13 protein-coding genes are annotated in these 20,668 nt (G+C 69.0%); 10 read left to right on the top strand and 3 right to left on the bottom strand.

The genetic code is table 11. The features are described from left to right. The 3 genes from DTA22_RS28670 to DTA22_RS28660 all read left to right on the top strand — a co-directional run. A partial coding sequence (locus DTA22_RS28670; protein WP_146777805.1) for a type I polyketide synthase occupies nt 1–3,274 on the top strand: 3,274 nt, incomplete at its 5' end. Between the two features lie 94 nt (nt 3,275–3,368). After that, nucleotides 3,369–3,779, top strand: a complete 411-nt coding sequence (locus DTA22_RS28665) for a DUF732 domain-containing protein (RefSeq protein WP_112301700.1) — start codon at nt 3,369–3,371, stop codon at nt 3,777–3,779. A gap of 156 nt (nt 3,780–3,935) precedes the next feature. Next, nucleotides 3,936–4,901: a pirin family protein gene (locus DTA22_RS28660; protein WP_112301699.1), complete on the top strand. Its 966-nt coding sequence runs from the start codon at nt 3,936–3,938 to the stop codon at nt 4,899–4,901. Nucleotides 4,902–4,985: 84 nt separating this feature from the next. On the opposite strand, the gene DTA22_RS28655 is transcribed toward DTA22_RS28660, so the two are convergent. Together DTA22_RS28655 and DTA22_RS28650 are read right to left on the bottom strand one after the other, a co-directional pair. Beyond that, entirely contained in the window at nt 4,986–5,336 is a 351-nt protein-coding gene (locus DTA22_RS28655; protein WP_037229231.1) for a hypothetical protein, read from the bottom strand. Nucleotide 5,337: 1 nt separating this feature from the next. Then, nucleotides 5,338–6,366 carry a hypothetical protein gene (locus DTA22_RS28650; protein WP_112301698.1) on the bottom strand — a complete coding sequence of 343 codons (1,029 nt, stop codon included), beginning with the start codon at nt 6,364–6,366 and terminating at the stop codon, nt 5,338–5,340. Nucleotides 6,367–6,569: 203 nt separating this feature from the next. Here DTA22_RS28650 and leuA point away from each other — a divergent pair, with 203 nt between their 5' ends. From leuA to DTA22_RS28625, 4 genes are all read left to right on the top strand, one after another. Next, complete coding sequence (leuA, locus tag DTA22_RS28645; protein ID WP_037229237.1) at nt 6,570–8,378, top strand: 2-isopropylmalate synthase; 1,809 nt, start codon at nt 6,570–6,572, stop codon at nt 8,376–8,378. 173 nt (nt 8,379–8,551) lie between these two features. Continuing rightward, a complete protein-coding gene (gene ctaD / locus DTA22_RS28640) occupies nt 8,552–10,291 on the top strand; it encodes an aa3-type cytochrome oxidase subunit I (protein ID WP_009477278.1) in 1,740 nt (579 codons plus the stop codon). A 416-nt stretch (nt 10,292–10,707) separates the two neighbouring features. Further along, the gene (locus DTA22_RS28630; protein WP_037229242.1) at nt 10,708–16,194 is read left to right on the top strand and encodes an ATP-binding protein; all 5,487 of its coding nucleotides are present in this window, start codon (nt 10,708–10,710) and stop codon (nt 16,192–16,194) included. A gap of 173 nt (nt 16,195–16,367) precedes the next feature. Further along, a complete protein-coding gene (locus DTA22_RS28625) occupies nt 16,368–16,745 on the top strand; it encodes an SHOCT domain-containing protein (protein WP_005253383.1) in 378 nt (125 codons plus the stop codon). Nucleotides 16,746–16,799: 54 nt separating this feature from the next. Here the strand turns inward: DTA22_RS28625 and DTA22_RS28620 are convergent, their stop codons facing one another. Next, complete coding sequence (locus tag DTA22_RS28620; RefSeq protein ID WP_037229251.1) at nt 16,800–17,693, bottom strand: LysR family transcriptional regulator; 894 nt, start codon at nt 17,691–17,693, stop codon at nt 16,800–16,802. A 72-nt stretch (nt 17,694–17,765) separates the two neighbouring features. On the opposite strand from DTA22_RS28620, the gene DTA22_RS28615 reads away from it, so the two are divergent. Genes DTA22_RS28615 through DTA22_RS28605 form a run of 3 tightly spaced genes read left to right on the top strand, consistent with a single transcriptional unit; the run spans nt 17,766 to nt 20,665 of the window. Beyond that, entirely contained in the window at nt 17,766–18,683 is a 918-nt protein-coding gene (locus DTA22_RS28615) for an EamA family transporter (RefSeq protein ID WP_112301697.1), read from the top strand. 25 nt (nt 18,684–18,708) lie between these two features. Then, complete coding sequence (locus tag DTA22_RS28610) at nt 18,709–19,962, top strand: Mur ligase family protein (RefSeq protein WP_037229260.1); 1,254 nt, start codon at nt 18,709–18,711, stop codon at nt 19,960–19,962. Then, nucleotides 19,955–20,665 (top strand): type 1 glutamine amidotransferase, encoded by a 711-nt coding sequence (locus DTA22_RS28605; protein ID WP_112301696.1) that lies wholly within the window; start codon nt 19,955–19,957, stop codon nt 20,663–20,665. Before DTA22_RS28610 ends, DTA22_RS28605 begins: the two co-directional genes overlap by 8 nt. The last annotated feature ends 3 nt before the right edge of the window (nt 20,666–20,668 follow it).

Here is a 20,668-nt window from a genome sequence, read left to right as displayed (position 1 = left end):
GATCGACGGCCGCGTCGATCTCGCGGCCGTCAACGGCGCCGAATCCGTCGTCCTCGCGGGCGGCGACCGCGACGTGCACGCCGTCGCATCCGAACTGTCCGCCGCCGGACTGAAGACCACGAGCCTGCGGGTCGAGCGGGCCTTCCATTCGGCCCTGATGGACCCCATCCTCGACCAGTTCGCCGCCGTGGTGTCGAGGCTGACGGCGCAGCCGCCGAAGATTCCCGTCGTCTCCAACGTCACCGGGCGCGTCGCCACCGCCGACGAACTCATGTCCCCGGAGTACTGGACCCGGCACATCCGGCACGCGGTGCGCTTCCACGACGGCGTCTGCGCCCTCGACGAACTCGGCGTCACCCGCCTCGTCGAAGTCGGTCCGGGTGCGGCTCTGGCGGCACTGGCCGCCGAGGTCGTGCCGAACACGATCGCCACGCTGCCCGGACGCGGAGACGAAGCACACGGGATCATCGAGGCGGTCGCCGCCGCCTATGTGCAGGGCGCCACCATCGACTGGGATCGGGTACTGCCGGGTCGCCGCCGGGTCGCCCTGCCCACCTACGCCTTCCAGCGCCGCTCCTACTGGCCGACCGCGTCCACCCGGCATACCGGCGATCCGACCGAGCTGGGTCTGACCCCGGCCGATCATCCGCTGCTCGGCGCCGCGGTGACGCTCGACGACGACGCGACCCTGTTCACCGGACAGCTGTCCCTGCACCGGGATCCGTGGCTCGTCCCACCGACGATCGACGACGGCGACCAGCCGCCGACCGGCGACGCGAAAACCCTGTTGCCTGCGGTGCCGGTGGAACTCGCCTTGCACGCGGCCCACCACGTCGGCCTCGACCACATCGACGAACTCACCCTGCACCACCCGCTCGTCCTGCCGCCGTCGGGACTGGCCACGATTCGCGTGCTGGTGTCGCCACCCGGCACCGACGGCGCCCGCACCGTCACGATCTCGTCGAAGTCGGGCGACACCGACGGTCCGGACAGCTGGGTTCGGAACGCTTCGGCGACGATCGACGACATCGCCGGCCCTGCCGCCGGTGTGCCGCAGCACGACCCGGGCGACACCGAGACCGAGGTGCGCCTCGACGAAGGCACCGACACGAGTGGATACGGTATTCACCCGGAACTGCTGCAGGCCGCCATCGAACCCCTCCTCGGGTGGGACGGCTGGCCGCTGACCTGGTCGGGGATCCGTCTGCACACCGTCGGCGCGGAGGCGGTGACCGCCCGGTTCACTGCCGGCGAGGACGGACGGTATCGCATCGCCGCCGTCGACCCCGCGGGTGAGCCGGTACTGACCGTCGATGCGCTGCGGGTGGCGCAGAGGGCGGCCGACGCAGGTCGATCGGCTGCTCTGCGGCTACACCGGGCGGCCTGGATCCCGGTGGAGGTGGCCTCGTCCGAACGACCCCTCGGCCCGGCGGTCGTCCTCGGCGCCGAAGAGTTCGGCGACCCGGGTGTCGGTTCGACGTTCCCGGACTATCCCGACCTGGAGACGTTGCGGACCGCGATGGAGTCCAGGCCGGACGACGACGACCTGCGTCCGTGGACGGTGCTGGTCGGGTGCGCGACCGAGGGCGACCACGGTCCGGACGCGACCCACGACCTGTGCGCTCGGGTACTGCGACTGCTCCAGGACTGGCTCGACGACGACGCTGTCGCCGACACCCCGCTCGTGATCGTGACCCGCAACGCCATGGTGACCGGCGACGGGCAGGACCACGACGCCCCTCCCGACCTCGCCGCCGCGGCGGTGTGGGGTCTCGTCGGCTCCGCACAGAACGAGAACCCGGACCGGTTCGTGCTGATCGACCTCGACGACGAATCGGACGCCGAAGCCGCGGTCACATCGGCGTTGGCGAGCGGGGAACCGCAATTGGCGGTCCGGAACGGCACCTTGCGCGCACCTCGCTTGCGGCGCATGCCCGCCGTCGACGAACCGACACCGTTCGACCCCGACGGCACCGTTCTCGTCACCGGCGGCACCGGCACGGTGGGATCTCTCGTCGCCCGGCACCTCGTGACCGAGCACGGGGCACGGCACGTGCTGCTCACCAGCAGGCGCGGACCCGACGCCGAGGGCAGCGACCAACTGTCCAGCGAATTGAGCGGTCTGGGTGCCGAGGTGAGCATCGTTGCCTGCGACACCTCGGACGAGTCGGCGGTCGCCGCGTTGCTGGCCGGGATACCGCCCGAACACCCACTCACGGCGGTGATCCACGCGGCCGGCGTGATCGACGACGGCACCCTGGCGTCGCTCACCCCCGAACGGCTCGACGCGGTCCTGCGGCCGAAGGTCGACGCGGCCTGGAACCTGCACCGGCTGACCGCGAACGGCGACGTGCGGGTGTTCGTCATGTTCTCGTCGCTTGCCGGCGTCCTCGGGGCTCCCGGGCAGGCGAACTACGCGGCCGCGAACATGTTCCTCGACGCCCTCGCCCATCACCGCCACGCCCTCGGGCTGCCCTCGCTCTCGATCGAGTGGGGCATGTGGGCGACACCGAGCGCCATGACCGACAACCTCGGCGCGATCGACCTCGCCCGAGCCCGCCTCAGCGGAATGGTTCCGATGCCCGCGGCCGACGGCCTGACCCTCTTCGACAGCGCCTTGGCTGCCGGTGCCCCCACGGTCGCGGCCGCACGGTTCGACCACTCCGGTTCGGCCGCCCCCTACGTTCCCGCCCCGCTGCGCGGCCTGATCCGGGAATCCCGCCCGCACGCCGCGGGGTCGGACGCGGTCGTCACCGGCGCGAGCGGGTCCGGGCCGTCGGATTGGGCGCAGCGCCTCGCCGACAGGTCGATCCCCGAACAGCGGCACCTGATGCTCGATCTGGTGCGGGGCGGAGCAGCCACGGTGCTCGGCTACGACGCGTCGGACTCGGTGGACCCCGACCAGGCGTTCAAAGAACTCGGTTTCGATTCGCTGGCCGCCGTGGCGCTCCGTAATCATCTCGGTGCCGCTACGGGGCTGCGGTTGCCGCCGACCATGGTGTTCGACCACCCGAGCCCGCGTGCCGTCGCCGAATTCCTGCGCTCGGAACTCGTCCCGGATCCGATGTCCGTCGCCCTCGCCGACGTCGACCGGCTTCGCGCGACCATCGCCGAACTCGGCGAGGACAGCGAGGCGCGGTCGGCCATCGCGCAGCGCCTCGGAAGCCTGTTGGCCGAGGTCGGCACGTCCGACGACGCGCATGCGGCCGCGGTCGACAAGATTCACGCCGCGACGAGTGAGGAGATCCTCGACCTCATCGATCGCGGTCTCTGACCCGGAACAGTGCGGGTGATCGCCGCCGGGAACACCGGCCCCGCAGGCGATACGATCGTCGCCGTCACAGGCCTCGAAAGGAATCACACGCCCCATGCGCCGCACCCTTGCTCTGACCGCCCTCACCGTCTGCTCCGCGGCAATCCTCACCGCCTGCGGTGGCGACAGCGACACCGCCGCCTCCGAGACGACGTCCGCCTCCGCTTCCGTGGCGGCGAGGACGACCGCCGCCACCGCCCCCGGCAGCCGCGTGTTCTCGGTCGCCGACAACCCGCAGACGGCCGCCGACTACCTGGCCTACCTGCGCGCGAACAACCAGACCGTCACCGACGAGGACCTCGCGGTCCATCAGGCCGGCGAGATCTGCACCGCCCTCGACGCAGGCAAACCCCTCGACCAGGTCCGTGAGGAGTGGACGCCGATGCTCACCAACGACGGCGTCTACCCGTACATCATCGGCGCGATCACGCGGTACTGCCCCGATCACGAGAACGTCCTCAACTAGGAGGCGCTTCGCGCCCGTGCGTGGTTAACGAGTCTCTGCACTCGCCAACCGCGCACGGGCGGCGGAGCCGCCCCTGCGGGAATACCTGGACGCCGCGGGTGTTACACACCATGAAGTAGTTGAACAATCAATTACCTGAGTACGAGGAGACACCCCATGCCTGCCGTGACGGTCGACAACATCCTTGCCCTGCCGCGTATCGACGCACCCGCTCCCGGCGCCGTCGACCGCCCGGTCCGTTCGCTCACCACTGCACCCGTCGGCTACGAGGGCGAAGGCTTCCCGGTTCGCCGCGCGTTCGCGGGCATCGACCTGCCTGCCCTCGACCCGTTCATCCACATGGACCAGATGGGTGAGGTCGACTACGCACCCGGTGAACCCAAGGGCACACCGTGGCATCCGCACCGCGGCTTCGAGACCGTCACCTACATGATCGACGGCATCATGGAGCACCAGGATTCCAACGGCGGCGGCGGGACCATCGGCGGCGGCGACACCCAGTGGATGACCGCAGGCGGCGGCATCCTGCACATCGAGACCCCGCCCGAGCACCTGGTGATGAGCGGTGGCCTGTTCCACGGCGTCCAGTTGTGGGTGAACCTGCCGCGCGACAACAAGATGGCCGCACCCCGGTACCAGGACATCACCGGCCAGAAGGTGACCCTGCTGTCCTCGACGGACGGCGGCGCGCTCGTTCGCGTGATCGCCGGCGACGTGGACGGACACCACGGACCCGGGTCCACGTACACGCCGATCAGCCTCGTCCACGCGACGATCGCTCCGGGCGCCAGCTTGACGCTGCCGTGGAACCCCGAGTTCAACGCGCTCGCCTACGTCCTCGCGGGTGAGGGGCTCGTCGGTTCGGAACGCCGTCCGATTCGCATGGGCCAGACGGCCGTCTACGGACGCGGTGACACGCTGACGATCGCCGCGGCCGACACCCAGGATTCGCGGACCAAGTCCTTCGAGGTGTTCCTCCTCGGCGGCAAGCCGATCCGCGAGCCCGTCGCGATGGCCGGACCGTTCGTCATGAACACCAAGGCCGAGGTGCTGCAGGCGTTCGAGGACTTCCAGGCCGGGCGCCTGGGTTCCGTTCCCGCAGCGCACGAAACGCTCGACTGACCCCATGTGAGTGGCAAAGCGTGCCGGGGCACACTTTGCCACTCACGTGCGGAAGCCCTGCACGACAGTCGGTTCGGCGCCCGATCAGGGGCGCCGGATCTTCGCGTCGATGCGATGGATACGCAGGTCGTCCTGCGGGATCCGGAACGTCTCGACCACCCGGACCGTCACGAGGGTGCGGCCGAACAGTCCGGCGTCGAGGAGGTAGTCGACGGTGACGTTTTCGCCGTCGACCGACCACACACAGTCGCGGATCGCCCGGATCACCCGGTACTGGGGGCCGCCGGACAGGCTTCGGCGCAGGTGATTTCCGGAGAATGCCGTCTTCAGCCCCATCTCGTACCGCACGGCCCGCGGCTCGATGGGCACCGTGTTGCCGTCGTGGCTGAGCAACGCGTCCAGGTAGGCCCGGGCGACATCGACCTGTGTGTTCATGTCAGTAGTCGAACACTTCGGCCGCGGCGAGCACCAGCGTTTCCGCGTCGTCGCAGCTAGGCGCGGACGCCGCCACGGACGCCGTCAGCCGATTGCTGCGTTTGTCCCGTTCGCTCACCGGACTCGACGGCAGGTTCGTGTCGAACACCGCACCCGGGTAGAAGTAGTAGTGACATTCGAGTGCGTCCCGGAAGTACGTGAACGTCTCGCCGTCGAGTTCGATCACTTCGGGGCCGCCGGTCTGCGTCGGTTCGGGCGACAGCGCCAGTTGCACGGACGCCGCGTCGCCGCCGCGGAGCGTCAGGAGACATTCGTAGGGACGACTGCCCGGGGAGAACGTTTCGACGCCTCGGCCCGACATATTCTCGACCACCCTGCACGGATCCTGCTGTGCGAGAGGGATATCCGAACGCACCGGTACCGGGGTGCGCAGCCGGTCCGCGACCGATCCGAGGACGGTGCGGGCCTCCGCGCAGTCGTCGCCGGCGGCGGAGTCACCCGTTCCGCCTGCCCCGTCGAGATACGACACGTGCCCCCACCGCCCCGAGCCGGTGGCGTCGTCCGGCACTCCGGGAACCGGGGGCAGCGAGAAGTAGAGCGTGCACGTGCCCGGGAGCGCGCCGACCGCGGGACGCACCTCGATTCCCGACGTCGCCTCGCCGGCACCGGTTTCCTCCGTGGGTTCGCGTTCACCCACCGTCACCTCGACCCAGACGGGGTTGGCGGGCGTGCCGCGGGGAGGCACCAACTCGGCGTGGCAGGTCGACAGATCGCCGACGGGACCGAACGCGGTGACCTGCCCGAGCGAGGCGACCAGACTTTCGTCGAGCAGGCCGCACGGCGTGATGTCGCGGGCCGCGGCGGCAACGGCCAACTCGACGCGGCTGTGATCGCTGACCGGCAGGCCGTAGATCGGCTCGCCGACCCCGGCGACGCTCGGCGCCCCCTCGACCACCCCGGCGCACGACGCGAGCAGCGCCGCAAAAAGTGCGGCCACCAGCGGTGTTACCACCGTCGCGCTGCGGCCCACCGCTGTCTCCTCACTCGGACTTCGAACCCCGGCACGCGAACGATGGTGCCCGGAGTACAGTGCTGAGTATGCAGCGCGCACTCCTCCTTGGTTGCCGCGACGGGGTCTGATCCAGACTGGCTTCCCGTCGCGGGGTTTCTCGTGCGCCGGTCGACACAGCCGTTGGACTCAGAAAGTCCACATCGAACCTGGAGATCAATCCCATGTCCCCCGCTGACGCCTTTACCTCCGGAACGCGCACCATCACGCCGCCTTCCAAGCCTGCTCCCTCCGATCAGCCGGAGTGGAACACGCAGAAGAATTCGTCGATGCCGACGTTCCGCTACCGCTCCTTCTCCGAAGAAGTGGAGCCGGTGTCGCTGCCGGACCGCTCGTGGCCCGACAAGATCATCGACCGCGCGCCGCAGTGGTGCGCGGTCGACCTCCGTGACGGCAACCAGGCGCTGATCGACCCGATGAGCCCCGCCCGCAAGCGCCGCATGTTCGAACTGCTGGTGCGGATGGGCTACAAGGAGATCGAGGTCGGCTTCCCGTCGGCGAGCCAGACGGACTTCGACTTCGTCCGCGAGATCATCGAAGACGGCGCGATCCCGGACGACGTCACCATCCAGGTGCTCACGCAGTCCCGGCCGGAACTGATCAAGCGCACGTTCGAGGCCTGTGAGGGCGCGAACAAGGTGATCGTCCACTTCTACAACTCGACGTCCATCCTGCAGCGCCGGGTGGTGTTCAAGGCCGAGCGCGAGGTGATCAAGAAGATCGCGACCGACGCGGCGACCCTGGCGCTCGAAGAGGCGAAGAAGTACCCCGACACGCAGTGGCGCTGGGAATACTCCCCCGAGTCGTACACCGGCACGGAACTCGAGTACGCCAAGGAGGTCTGCGACGCCGTCACCGAGGTGCTGCAGCCGACGCCGGCGAACCCGGTGATCCTGAACCTGCCCGCCACCGTCGAGATGGCGACGCCCAACGTGTACGCCGACTCCATCGAGTGGATGCACCGCAACCTGGCCCGCCGCGACTCGGTCATCCTGTCGCTGCACCCCCACAACGACCGCGGCACCGGCGTGGCCGCCGCCGAGCTGGGCTACCAGGCCGGCGCCGACCGCATCGAGGGCTGCCTGTTCGGTAACGGTGAGCGCACCGGAAACGTCTGCCTGGTCACGCTCGGACTCAACATGTTCACCCGGGGCGTCGACCCGCAAATCGACTTCTCGAACATCGACGAGATCCGCCGCACGGTCGAGTACTGCAACCAGCTGCCCGTCCACGAGCGTCACCCGTACGGCGGCGACCTCGTGTACACCGCGTTCTCCGGCAGCCACCAGGACGCGATCAACAAGGGCCTCGACGCCATGAAGTTCGACGCCGACTCGCAGGACGCGGACGTCGACGACATCCTGTGGGCGGTTCCCTACCTGCCGATCGACCCCAAGGACGTGGGCCGCACGTACGAGGCCGTGATCCGCGTCAACTCGCAGTCCGGCAAGGGCGGGGTCGCGTACATCATGAAGGCAGATCACGGGCTGGTGCTGCCGCGTCGCCTGCAGATCGAGTTCTCGCAGGCCGTCCAGCGGATCACCGACGGCGAGGGTGGCGAGGTGTCGCCCAAGGAGATGTGGGACGTCTTCCACGAGGAGTACCTGGCTCCGATCACACCGCTCGAGCGGATGAAGCAGAAGGTCACGGCGTCCGAGGAGGACGGCGGCACCGACTCCATCACCGCGACCGTGAAGGTCGACGGCAAGGAGCACGAGATCTCGGGTTCGGGCAACGGCCCGCTCGCCGCGTTCGTCGACGCGCTCGCCACGATCGACTTCGACGTGCGTGTTCTCGACTACTCCGAGCACGCCATGTCGGCCGGGGACGACGCCCAGGCGGCCGCGTACGTCGAGTGCGCGGTGACCGCTCCCGACGGACGGAACACCGTGGTCTGGGGTGTCGGCATCGCGACGTCGATCACCACCGCGTCGCTGCGCGCCGTCGTCTCGGCGGTCAACCGGGCGCACTGACCGCTTCCCGACCCTCGCTGCCGCAGGCGCGCACCACGCGCACCTGCGGCAGCGTCGTTTCCGGCCGCGTCGTTTCCGGCCACAGAAAGCGGCTCCCTCCGGGCGCCGGGTGACTACCCTGGTAACGGAGTCCACACCGGACCCGAACCGCCTCGGACCCTTCGGGGGGCGTCGTGAATCTGGCATTTCAACAGCATCTTCCGGTCCGTCCGTTTCCGGCCCGGCGCCGCCCCAAGGGCAGCTTCTTCTACAAGATGATCACGACGACCGATCCCAAGGACCTGGGGATTCTGTACCTGATCACGTCGTTCGTGTTCTTCATGGCCGGCGGTCTGATGGCCCTGCTGATCCGCGGCGAACTCGCCGTACCGGGTCTGCAGTTCCTGTCGAACGAGCAGTACAACCAGCTGTTCACGATGCACGGCACGATCATGCTGCTGCTGTACGCGACGCCGATCGTGTTCGGGTTCGCCAACTACATCCTGCCGCTGCAGATCGGCGCCCCCGACGTCGCGTTCCCCCGTCTCAACGCGTTCAGTTACTGGGCGTTCCTGTTCGGCGGCACCATCGCGATCGCGGGATTCATCACCCCGGGGGGCGCCGCGGACTTCGGGTGGACCGCGTACTCGCCGCTGACGAGCGCGCTGCATGCGCCGGGTGTCGGCGCCGATCTGTGGATCATGGGGCTGGCGCTGTCCGGTCTCGGCACCATCCTCGGCGGCGTCAACATGATCACCACCGTCATCTGCCTGCGAGCCCCGGGCATGATCATGTTCCGGATGCCGATCTTCACGTGGAACATCTTCATCACCAGCATCCTGATCCTGGTGGCGTTCCCGATCCTCACCGCCGCCCTGATGGGCCTGTTCGTCGACCGCCACCTGGGCGGCAATCTGTACGACCCGGCCACCGGCGGCGTGCTGCTGTGGCAGCACCTGTTCTGGTTCTTCGGCCATCCGGAGGTGTATATCGTCGCGCTGCCGTTCTTCGGCATCGTGTCGGAGATCTTCCCGGTCTTCAGCCGCAAACCGCTCTTCGGGTACAGCGGGCTCGTCTACGCGACGATCGCCATCGCCGCCCTGTCGATCGCGGTGTGGGCGCACCACATGTACGCGACGGGCGCGGTGCTGTTGCCGTTCTTCTCCTTCATGACGTTCCTGATCGCGGTGCCCACCGGGGTGAAGATCTTCAACTGGATCGGCACCATGTGGAAGGGGCAGCTGACGTTCGAGACCCCCATGCTGTTCTCGCTCGGCTTCCTCATCACGTTCATCTTCGGCGGCCTCACCGGCGTCATCCTCGCGAGCCCGCCGCTGGACTTCCACGTCACCGACAGCTACTTCGTGATCGCCCACTTCCACTACGTGCTGTTCGGGACGATCGTCTTCGCCACGTACGCGGGCATCTACTTCTGGTTCCCGAAGATGACGGGCCGCATGCTCGACGAGCGTCTCGGCAAATGGCATTTCTGGACCACGTTCACCGGTTTCCACGGCACGTTCCTCGTCCAGCACTGGCTCGGCGCCGAGGGGATGCCGCGCCGCTACGCCGACTACCTGCCCTCGGACGGCTTCACGGTCCTCAACTCGGTCTCCACCGTGTTCGCGTTCGTCCTGGGCGCGTCGACCGTGCCGTTCGTCTGGAACGTCTTCAAGAGCTACCGCTACGGCGAGGTGGTCACGGTGGACGATCCGTGGGGGTTCGGCAACTCCCTCGAGTGGGCGACGACCTGCCCGCCGCCGCGGCACAACTTCACCGAGCTGCCACGCATCCGCTCCGAGCGTCCCGCGTTCGAACTGCACTATCCGCACATGGTCGACCGGATGCACCGCGAGGCACACGTCGGCGTGCGGGGGGCGGTGGCGCACGCGACCGAACCCGCGGGCGCCGACCCGAAGGTGAACCGCCAGTAACTTCCGCGTGAAAGTTCCCTTCCCCGAGAGCTTCTCGAGGAACCGGACGAAAACGACTCTGTGACAACGGGTTGCAGATACATGTCCGGAGGACGCCCAGTTCGGCGGAATTCCGGCCTCATTACTCCGCCGTAGGGTCGACACGCAAGTCATTGAACGCTTGACAAGCAGATCGGGGCCTCGCAGAAGTTACGCGCGGGTACATATTTTCGACGTTATGCTCGCATTCCCCGAGCATCGGTCCCGCAATGGCGCAGGTCCGACGATCGCGTTCGGGGCGCCCCTGGAGGTAGTCAAGTGGATTGTGCAGGGGTGCACGTGTCCGCGAAGGCGGCACCCAGTCCTCGGCGGACATGGCCTTGGCCATCGAAACACTCTGCGGATCAATGAGTTTTACGGAAACGGAGCGATAACAGATGTTCAAGCGAATAGCGATAGTCAACCGCGGCGAAGCGGCGGTCCGCCTGATTCGTGCGGTGCGCGAACTGAACGCCGAGCACAACTACGGCATCCGCACGATCGCACTGCACACCGAGGCAGAACGCCGCGCGATGTTCGTTCGGCAGGCCGACGAGGGTGTGTGCTTGCGCACAGTCAAGACCGGCACCGCCTACCTCGATCACGCCGAGCTGGCCCGCGCACTGCGCGAGAGCAAGGCCGACGCCGTGTGGGTCGGCTGGGGCTTCGTCGCCGAGGATCCCGCGTTCGTCGAGGTCTGCGAGCAGCTCGGCATCACGTTCATCGGCCCGCCCGCCGAATCGATGCGCCTGCTGGGTGACAAGGTGGAGGCCAAGCTCCTCGCCGAGAAGGTGGAGGTCCCGGTCGCGCCGTGGAGCGGCGGCCCCGTCGCCACCCGCGCCGACGCCCGCCGTCACGCCCAGGCCATCGGCTACCCGCTCATCATCAAGGCCCGCTCCGGTGGTGGTGGCCGCGGTATCCGCAAGGTGTGGTCCGAGGACGAACTCGAACTCGCGCTCGAACGCACCCAGGGTGAGGCCCAGCGGTCCTTCGGCGACCCCGTCGTGTTCATCGAACGACTGGTCACCGACGCACGCCACGTCGAGGTACAGGTGATTGCCGACAACTTCGGCAACGTCTGGGCTCCCGGTGTGCGCGACTGCTCCATCCAGCGCAAGAACCAGAAGGTCATCGAGGAGTCCAGCTCCCCGCTCCTCACCGCCGAGCAGTCGAACCACCTGCGCACCGTCTCCGCAGAGCTCGTGCGCGCCGCCGGCTACCGCGGCGCCGGCACGGTCGAGTACCTGTACCAGCCCGAGCAGAAGACGTTCACGTTCCTCGAGGTCAACACCCGCCTCCAGGTCGAGCACCCCATCACCGAGGCCACCACCGGCATCGACCTGGTGAAGCTGCAGATCCTCGTCGCGAGCGGTGAGCCGCTGGTCGGCGACTGCCCGCCCGAGTTCGGTCACGCCGTCGAGGCCCGCCTCAACGCGGAGGACGCCGCCAACGGCTTCGCTCCCGCGCCCGGCGCCGTGCAGCTGCTCAAGTTCCCGCTCGGCAGCGGTCTCCGCGTCGACACCGGCATCGCCCAGGGCGACGTCATCCCGCCCGACTACGACTCGATGGTCGCCAAGGTCATCGCCTGGGGTCGCGACCGCTCCGAGGCGCTCGCGCGTCTGCGCACCGCCCTTCGCGAGACCACGGTCGTGCTGCAGGGCGGCACCACCACCAAGTCGTTCCTGCTGGACCTGCTGGACCGCGAAGAGGTCATCTCGGCGTCCGCGGACACCGGCTGGCTGGACCGCACCGACGCAGGCAACTCCAACGTCCCGTCCCGGACCGCGGACGTCGCCCTGATCGCCGCCGCCATCGACGTCTACGACGCCGAGGAGAAGCTCGAGCGTGAGGCGTTCCTCTCGTCCGCTCGCGGTGGACGCCCCCGCGCCGGTCACGCCATCGGCCGCAAGGTGGAGCTCAGCTACCAGGGCCAGGCCTACGGACTCACCGTCACGCAGGTCGGCGCCCACAGCTACCGCGTCGACGGGGACGCCCCCGAGACCGAGGTCGAGGTCGACCGCCTCAGCGAGTTCGAGAGCCGCCTGGTGATCGGCGACCGCCGCCACCACGTCGTCTCCGTCGCAGGCCGCGCCCAGTACCTCGTCGAGGTCGACGGCATCAGCCACCAGATCAGCCAGGACGAGGCCGGCGTCGTCCGCGCACCGGCTCCCGCAGTCGTGGTCGCGGTGCCCGTGTCCGTCGGCGACGAGGTCGAGGTCGGCGCCACGCTGGTCGTCCTCGAGAGCATGAAGATGGAGACCGCGGTCCGCGCCCCCGTCGCAGGCCGGGTGCGGGAAGTTCTCGCCATGGTCAACTCCCAGGTCGACGCCGGAACGGCGCTGCTGCGCGTCGAGGAGAGCTCCGAGGAGTCCACCGCTCCGAAGTCGCCTCGCGTCCAGTTCGATCTCGGTGCTCCCGCTTCGCACGGGAACACCCGGGCCGACGCCCTCGAGCAGATCGACGCACTCGCCGCACTGCTCACCGGTTACGACGTCAGCGCGAAGCGCGCCGGAGTGCTCCTCGCCGATTACGAGAAGCTGCGCGCCGAGATCGCGGGCGACCCGGATCTCGTGCAGGCCGAACTCGCCCTGCTGAACACGTTCGCGGACATCTGCGAGATCGGACGTAACCGTCCGACCGCCGCCGAGGAGGACGGTGACGAGCGCGTCCACAGCCCGCGCGAGCACTTCCACACCTACCTCCACACCCTCGACGTCGAGCTCGAAGGCCTGCCCGAGTCGTTCACGACCCGGCTGTCGCGGGCGCTGCGTCACTACGACGTCACCGACCTCGAGCGCACCGCCGAGCTGGAGGAGGCGGTCTACCGCCTGTTCCTCGCGCAGCAGCGCATGGACAACCAGGTTCCCGTCATCGCTGCCCTGCTCGATCGGTGGCTGAACGACGGCAACGCTCCCGGCCGTGCACCCAGCGGACTCGGCGAGGTCCTGGACCGGCTGATCATCGCCACCCAGGTCCGGTACCCGGTGATCGGCAACGTCGCCCGCAACGTGCGGTTCCGGTTCTTCGACGAGCCGCAGATCCGCAAGGCCCGCGAGCAGGTCTACGACGGTGTCCGCGGCAGCCTCGAGTACCTCGCCGAGCGTCCCGACGCCGCCGACTACCAGGAACGTCTCGAGGCCCTGGTCGCCACCCCGCAGTCGCTGACCGAGCTCCTCGGGCAGCGGATCGCACGCAAGAGCACGACCGTCGGGCCGCTGCTCGAGGTCGTCACCCGTCGCTACTACGACATCCGCACGCTCGAGGACGTCACGTCCTTCGACCGCAACGGACGGCGTTTCGTCACCGGCAACTTCGATCTGCTCGGCGAGCGCCTGAACCTGGTGTCGGCCGTCGCCGAGTACGCCGAACTGCCCGGCGCGCTCGACGAGATCGGTGCCGTTGCCGCGGAGAACCCCGACAACCTCGTCCTCGACCTCTACCTGTCGTGGACCGCACCGCCCGCCGACCCGAACACGATGTCCGAGGACCTGCGGAAGGCGCTGGCGGCGCTGCCGCTGGCCGCGACCTGCCGCCGGGTCACGGTGTCCGTCTTCGGCGGAACCGACATGGACGTCCGCAAGTTCACGTACCGCCCGGACGCAGGTGTCCTCGCGGAAGAGAAGCTGATCCGGGACATGCACCCGCTCACCGGCCAGCGACTCGACCTGTGGCGTCTGAAGAACTTCGACGGCACCCGCCTCCCCGCGGTCGCCGACACGTTCCTGTTCAACCTGGTCTCGCGCGAGAACCCCACCGACGAACGCCTCATCGCGCTCGCCGAGATCCGCGACATCACGCCGGTCCGCAACGAGGACGGCCAGGTCATCGGTGTTCCCGCCGCGGAACGCGTCCTGCAGTCGTGCCTCGACGGCATCCGCCGGGCGCAGGCCACGCGCGGCAGCAAGCGCAAGCTCGACGCCAACCGCGTCGTGCTGTACGTGTGGCCGAAGATCGACGTCCCGGTCGAGGACCTCGAGGCGTTCGCCCGGGTCGCGGCACCGCTCACCGCGGGCGCCGGACTCGAGGAGATCACCGTGATCGCCCGGCTCCAGGGCGAGCCCGGCACGGAGTCGCGGGAGAAGGCTCTGCGCTTCTCCTACCGCACCGGCGCCGGCGTGGTCGTCAAGGTCACCGAGCCGCCGACCGAGCCGCTGCAGCCGCTCGACGCGTACACGCAGAAGGTCCGCAGCTCACGCGCCCGCGGCACCGTCTACCCGTACGAGCTGATCCCGCTGCTCACCGGCCGCGACGGCAGCTTCGTCGAGCACGACCTGGACGAGTCGGGCCAGCTGGTTCCCGTCGAGCGTCCGTACGGTCAGAACAAGGCCGGCCTCGTCGTCGGTCTGGTCACCGCCCGCACCGACCGGCATCCCGAGGGAATGACCCGCGTCGCGCTGTTCGGTGACCCGACGAAGGCCCTCGGCACCGTCGCGGAAGCCGAGTGCGCCCGCCTCGTCGCCGGTGTGGACCTGGCCGAGAAGCTGGGTGTCCCGGTCGAGTGGTTCGCGCTGTCGTCCGGCGCGACGATCTCCATGGACAGCGGCACCGAGAACATGGACTGGGTGTCCCGCGGCCTGCGCCGCCTCATCACGTTCACGCAGAACGGTGGCGAGGTCAACGTGATCGTGGCCGGCATCAACGTCGGAGCGCAGCCGTACTGGAACGCCGAAGCCACGATGCTGATGCACACCAAGGGCATCCTCGTCATGACGCCGGACAGCGCCATGGTGCTCACCGGTAAGAACTCGCTCGACTACTCGGGTGGCGTCTCGGCCGAGGACAACTTCGGCATCGGTGGTTACGACCGCGTGATGGGCCCCAACGGTGAGGCGCAGTACTGGGCGCCGAACCTGCCCGCCGCGTGCGAGATCCTGTTCGCGCACTACGACCACGCGTACGTCGTTGCCGGAGAACGCTTCCCGCGCCGGGCGCAGACCAGCGACCCGATCGGGCGCGACGTGCGGTCCTTCCCGCACATCCACCCGTCCAGCGATTTCACCACGGTCGGCGACATCTTCTCCGCGGAGACGAACCCGGAACGCAAGAAGCCGTTCGACATTCGCACGGTGATGCGTTCGCTCGTCGACCAGGACCACGCGGTGCTGGAGCGGTGGGCCGACATGGCGGACGCCGACACGTCCGTCGTGTTCGACGCGCACCTCGGCGGTTACCCGGTGAGCGTCATCGGCATCGAGTCGCGGGCCATCGCCCGTAAGGGATGGTCGCCGGCCAACGGTCCCGACCAGTGGACCGCGGGAACGCTGTTCCCGCAGTCGTCGAAGAAGACGGCCCGGGCGATCAACGCCGCCAGCGGCAGCCGTCCGCTCGTGGTGCTGGCCAACCTGTCCGGCTTCGACGGTTCCCCGGACTCGCTGCGGCACATCCAGCTCGAGTACGGCGCCGAGATCGGCCGCGCCATCGTCAACTTCGACGGCCCGATCGTGTTCTGCGTCGTCTCCCGCTACCACGGTGGCGCGTTCGTGGTGTTCTCCGGAGCACTGAACGACAACATGGAGGTGCTGGCGGTCGAGGGTTCGTTCGCCTCGGTCCTCGGTGGTGCCCCCGCCGCGGCCGTGGTGTTCACCCGCGAGGTCAACTCTCGGGTGGCCGCCGACCCGTCGATCCGGGAGCTCGAGGCCAACCTGGCAGGCGCCCAGAACGACGCCCAGCAGGCTCACCTGCGGGTGGAGCTGGCGGCCCAGCAGGCTGCGGTGCGCAACGAGAAGCTCGGTGAGGTCGCGGCCGAGTTCGAGGCCGTGCACAACATCCAGCGGGCACAGCGGGTCGGCTCCGTCGACGCCGTCATCCCGGCCGTCGAGCTGCGTCCGTACATCATCGGTGCGGTCGAGCGCGGCATGCGCCGGGCGGTCGAAGCAGGCAAGTAGTCCCCACCCGAACGGCCGCGGCACCTACCGGTGTCGCGGCCGTTCGGCGTTTCCGCCACCGCGGGCGGTGGCTCCTGCTCCGACCGCATTTCACCTGTTTCGGATGACGCGGGTGCCCCGGCCCGGTGCGATAGTCAGCGCAGAGTGAATTCGACTGTGAATGGAGCGCTGCAATGGACTCTTTCTGGGACTTTCTCTGGGTGATCATCGTCACCTTCGGCTTCGTGGCCTACCTGATCCTGTTGTTCTCCATCATCACCGACCTGTTCCGCGACCATAAGACGTCGGGCTGGGCGAAGGCCATCTGGATCATCTTCCTGTTCTTCATCCCGCTGCTGACCGCGCTCGTGTATCTCATCGTCAAGAGCGACGGCATGGCCCAGCGGTCGATGGCGGCCGCGCAGGAGGTGAAGCAGGCCCAGGACAGCTACATCCGTTCGGTGGCGGGCAAGTCCTCCGCCGAGCAGATCGCGGACGCGAAGGCCCTGCTCGACGCGGGCACCATCACTCAGCAGGAGTACGAGACGCTGAAGGCCAAGGCGCTGGCCTGACCCGCACCGTCACCGTCGAAGGCCCGCCCCGGTGCGGGCCTTCGTGCTGTCGGGTCAGTCCGCGATCCGCGCCGCGACGTCCCGGAACGCCTGCAGTACCGTCGCCACCGCGGGAACGTCGTCCGCTGCCGGCCGCCGGGCCAGCTCATAGATGCGGGCCGCCCGCACCCCGGCCAGCGGCAGCTGGACCACCGAGCGGTTCGTCACCGCATGGCGGGCCAGCAGGGCCACGCCGTGACCGCCGGCGACGAGTTCCTCGATGACGCGGAAGTCGTTGATGCGCATCACCACATGCGGCTGCACACCGGTTGCGGCGGCCACCGACATCAGCACGTCGTCGACGGGGAACCCGCCGCGCACACTGATCCACCGCTCGTCCGCCAACTGGTCCGGGCGGACCGCATCCTGTCCGGCGAGCGGGTGGCCGGGCGGCAGGATGAGGTCGATGGGTTCGCGCATCAGCGGTTCGGCAGTCACCCGCGGCGAGGACGTGTCCGGGGCCCGCTCGTCGCGATGCGTCAGCACCACGTCGTAATCGGCGAGCAGGGTGGGCACCGCGGCGGCGGGCAGGTCCTCGTCGCGCGCCTGCACGTCCACCCCGCTGCCCGCGAGCGCGTCCAGCAGTCCGGGCAGCAGCAGCGCGGCACCGGACGGGAACAGCGCCACCCGCACCCGGCCGCGCGGCGAACCGCGGTAGGCGCTCATCTCCGCCGCCGCACGGTCCAGCGCGGCCACGACGTCGTCGGCGCGGACGACGAGGGCCTGACCGGCATCCGTGAGCCGCAACCGGCGACCGGCAGGTTCGAGCAGGGTCACCCCGGCCTCCCGCGAGAGGATCTTGAGCTGCTGCGACACCGCCGACGGCGTCATCGACAACGCCTGCGCGGTCGCCGCCACCGTTCCGCGGTCCGCCAGCTCGCGCAGCACACGCAACCGGGTCGCATCCATGTAGCAAAACTACATCGATGATGCACTTTAATGCGCTTGTCCTGATTGTTTCCGGCCCTCACGATGGAATGCATGACCTCCCGCGACCGGCTGCTCGGACTCACCGTCGTCGTCCTGTGGGGGCTCAACTTCCTCGCCATTCGCGCGGGCCTCGATCACTTCCCGCCGTTCTTCTTCGCCGCGCTGCGATTCTTCGTCATCGCGATCCCGGTGATCCTGTTCGTCCCCCGGCCGCAGGTCCCTCTGAAGTGGCTGCTGGTGTACGGCCTCGGGTTCGGCGTCTGCCAGTTCGCCTTCCTGTTCTGGGCCATGCACGTCGGGATGCCCACCGGGCTGGCGTCGCTGGTGCTGCAGTCCTCCGCGCCGTTCACCGTGGTCCTCGGCGCGGTCCTGCTACGGGAACGGCTGCGGCCGACGCAGGTGTGCGGACTGCTGGTGGCGATGGCCGGGATGACGCTCATCGGCTGGGACCGCGCCCAGCACGCCGCGCTGCTGCCGGTGGCCCTGACGCTGCTCGCGGGACTGTCGTGGGCGCTGGGCAACATCGGCAACCGCAAGGCCGCGTCGGACCAGCCGATGCGCCTGATGCTGTGGATGTGCGTCATTCCGCCGCTGCCGATGCTGGCGCTGTCGATCGGTGTGGAGGGTCCGTCGGCCGGCTGGAACTCCCTGACGTCGTCGCTGGAGGGCAACGGCCCGCTCGCGCTCGCGGGCCTTGCCTACATCGTGATTCTCGGCACGGTCGCGGGCTCGGGTCTGTGGACGGCACTGCTCAGCCGGTACCCCGCCGGGACGGTCGCGCCGTTCTCCCTGCTGGTTCCCATCGTCGGGATCGGGGCGTCCTGGCTGGTGCTGCACGAGGAGCCGAGCGTCCTGTCGCTGATCGGTGGGGCCGTCGTCATCGCCGGTGCTGCCGCCACCCAGGTGAGTGGCAAGGTGCGTCCGAGCACACTTTCGCACTCACCTGCCCCCGCGCGAGTCGGCGTCTGACCGGACCCTGTGCAAAACTCGCGGAGTGAGTACTGGAACTGGGATCACGACGCGTGGCAAGGTCGCCCTGCGGGCAGCGGCGGCGGCCTCGTGGGCGTCGCAGAAGGCAGGCCGCGGCAAAGGCTCGATGATCGGCGGACTGATCGCCCTGAAGATCGACCCGACACTGATGGAGCAACTCGGCGCAGGCCGACGCACCGCAGTGATCACCGGCACCAACGGCAAGTCCACCACCACCCGGATGACCGCGGCGGCGCTTTCCACCCTCGGTGAGGTCGCAACGCAGGCGGACGGCGCCAACATGGACGCCGGCATCGTCGCGGCGCTCAGCACCCGCGTCCACGCACCCCTCGCCGCCCTCGAGGTCGACGAACTCCACGTCCCGCACGTCAGCGACGCCGTCAACCCCGAGGCCCTGGTCCTGCTCAACCTCAGCCGCGACCAGCTCGACCGGGTCGGCGAGATCAACATGATCGAACGCAAACTCCGCGCCTGCGTCGCCGCACACCCGGAAGCCGTCGTGATCGCCAACTGCGACGACGTCCTCGTCACCTCGGTGGCCTACGACGCGAAGAACGTCGTCTGGGTCGCCGCGGGCGGCGGATGGGCCAGCGACGCCGCCAGCTGTCCGCGCACCGGTGAACCCATCGTGTGGGAGGGCTCGCACTGGCGCAGCACCGGTTCCGACTTCGCGCGCCCGACCCCCGACTGGTGGCTGGACGACGAAAACCTGTACGGGCCCGACGGTCTGAAGATCCCGATGACCCTCGCCCTCCCCGGACGCGCCAACCGCGGCAACGCCGCGCAGGCCGTCGCCGCGGCGGTCGCGATGGGCGCGAAGGCGGAGGACGCCGTCGCCGCGGCGGCCACCGTCCAGGAGGTCGCGGGCCGCTACAGCACCGTCGAGGTCGGGTCGCACTCCGTGCACATGCTGCTCGCCAAGAACCCCGCCGGCTGGCAGGAAGCGCTGTCGATGATCGACCCGACCGTCGACGGACTCGTGATCGCCGTCAACGGGCAGGTCCCCGACGGCGAAGACCTGTCCTGGCTGTGGGACGTGCGGTTCGAGCACTTCGAGGGCGTCAAGGTGGTCGCCGCCGGCGAACGCGGCACCGACCTGGCCGTCCGCCTCACATACGCCGGCGTCGAGCACACGCTCGACCCGAACCCGTTGCGGGCCATCGCGTCCTGCCCACCCGGACGCGTCGAGGTGCTCGCCAACTACACCGCCTTCCGCGACCTGAACACCGCCATCGCGAAGGAGGCGCGCAATGCCTGACTCGACCGTACGCATCGGCCTGGTACTGCCCGACGTGATGGGCACGTACGGCGACGGCGGCAACGCCCTGATCCTCCGGCAACGACTGCGCATGCGCGGATACGACGCGGAGATCGTCGAGATCACGCTGAACGACCCGGTCCCGGAGTCCCTCGACGTCTACACGCTCGGCGGTGCCGAGGACTCGGCGCAGCGCCTCGCCACCCGGCACCTCGCCAAGTACCCCGGTCTGCAGAAGGCCGCCGAACGCGGCGTCCCCGTCCTGGCGATCTGCGCCGCGATCCAGGTGCTCGGAAACTGGTACGAGACGTCGAGCGGCGAACGCGTCGACGGCGTCTCGATGCTCGACGTCACCACGTCCCCGCAGGCGACGCGGTCCATCGGTGAAGTGATCACGAACCCGCAGATGGACGGGTTGACGCAGCCGCTGACCGGGTTCGAAAACCACCGCGGCGGTACCACACTCGGTGCCGACGCCCGCGGTCTCGCCCGGGTCACGCACGGTGTCGGCAACGGCGTCGGGGACGGGCTCGAAGGCGTCGTCCAGGGTTCCGTCATCGGCACGTACATGCACGGACCCGCGCTCGCCCGTAATCCCGAACTCGCCGACCTGCTGTTGAAGCGGGCGCTGGGCGTCGACGAACTCGCCCCCCTCGACCTGCCCGAGGTCGAGCAGCTGCGCCGGGAGCGCCTGCGCGTCTAGGCA

Source organism: Rhodococcus wratislaviensis, assembly GCF_900455735.1.
Classification (GTDB): domain Bacteria; phylum Actinomycetota; class Actinomycetes; order Mycobacteriales; family Mycobacteriaceae; genus Rhodococcus_F; species Rhodococcus_F wratislaviensis.
The sequence above is the reverse complement of the archived record's forward strand: the minus strand, read 5'-3'. Positions and strand labels throughout refer to the sequence as shown.

Coding starts and splice junctions, on each gene's coding strand:
- DTA22_RS28655 (WP_037229231.1), bottom strand. CDS start 5,336: ATGAACACACAGGTCGATGTCGCCCGGGCCTACCTGGACGCGTTGCTC.
- DTA22_RS28620 (WP_037229251.1), bottom strand. CDS start 17,693: ATGGATGCGACCCGGTTGCGTGTGCTGCGCGAGCTGGCGGACCGCGGA.
- DTA22_RS28615 (WP_112301697.1), top strand. CDS start 17,766: ATGACCTCCCGCGACCGGCTGCTCGGACTCACCGTCGTCGTCCTGTGG.
- DTA22_RS28630 (WP_037229242.1), top strand. CDS start 10,708: ATGTTCAAGCGAATAGCGATAGTCAACCGCGGCGAAGCGGCGGTCCGC.
- DTA22_RS28665 (WP_112301700.1), top strand. CDS start 3,369: ATGCGCCGCACCCTTGCTCTGACCGCCCTCACCGTCTGCTCCGCGGCA.
- DTA22_RS28660 (WP_112301699.1), top strand. CDS start 3,936: ATGCCTGCCGTGACGGTCGACAACATCCTTGCCCTGCCGCGTATCGAC.
- leuA (WP_037229237.1), top strand. CDS start 6,570: ATGTCCCCCGCTGACGCCTTTACCTCCGGAACGCGCACCATCACGCCG.
- DTA22_RS28605 (WP_112301696.1), top strand. CDS start 19,955: ATGCCTGACTCGACCGTACGCATCGGCCTGGTACTGCCCGACGTGATG.
- DTA22_RS28625 (WP_005253383.1), top strand. CDS start 16,368: ATGGACTCTTTCTGGGACTTTCTCTGGGTGATCATCGTCACCTTCGGC.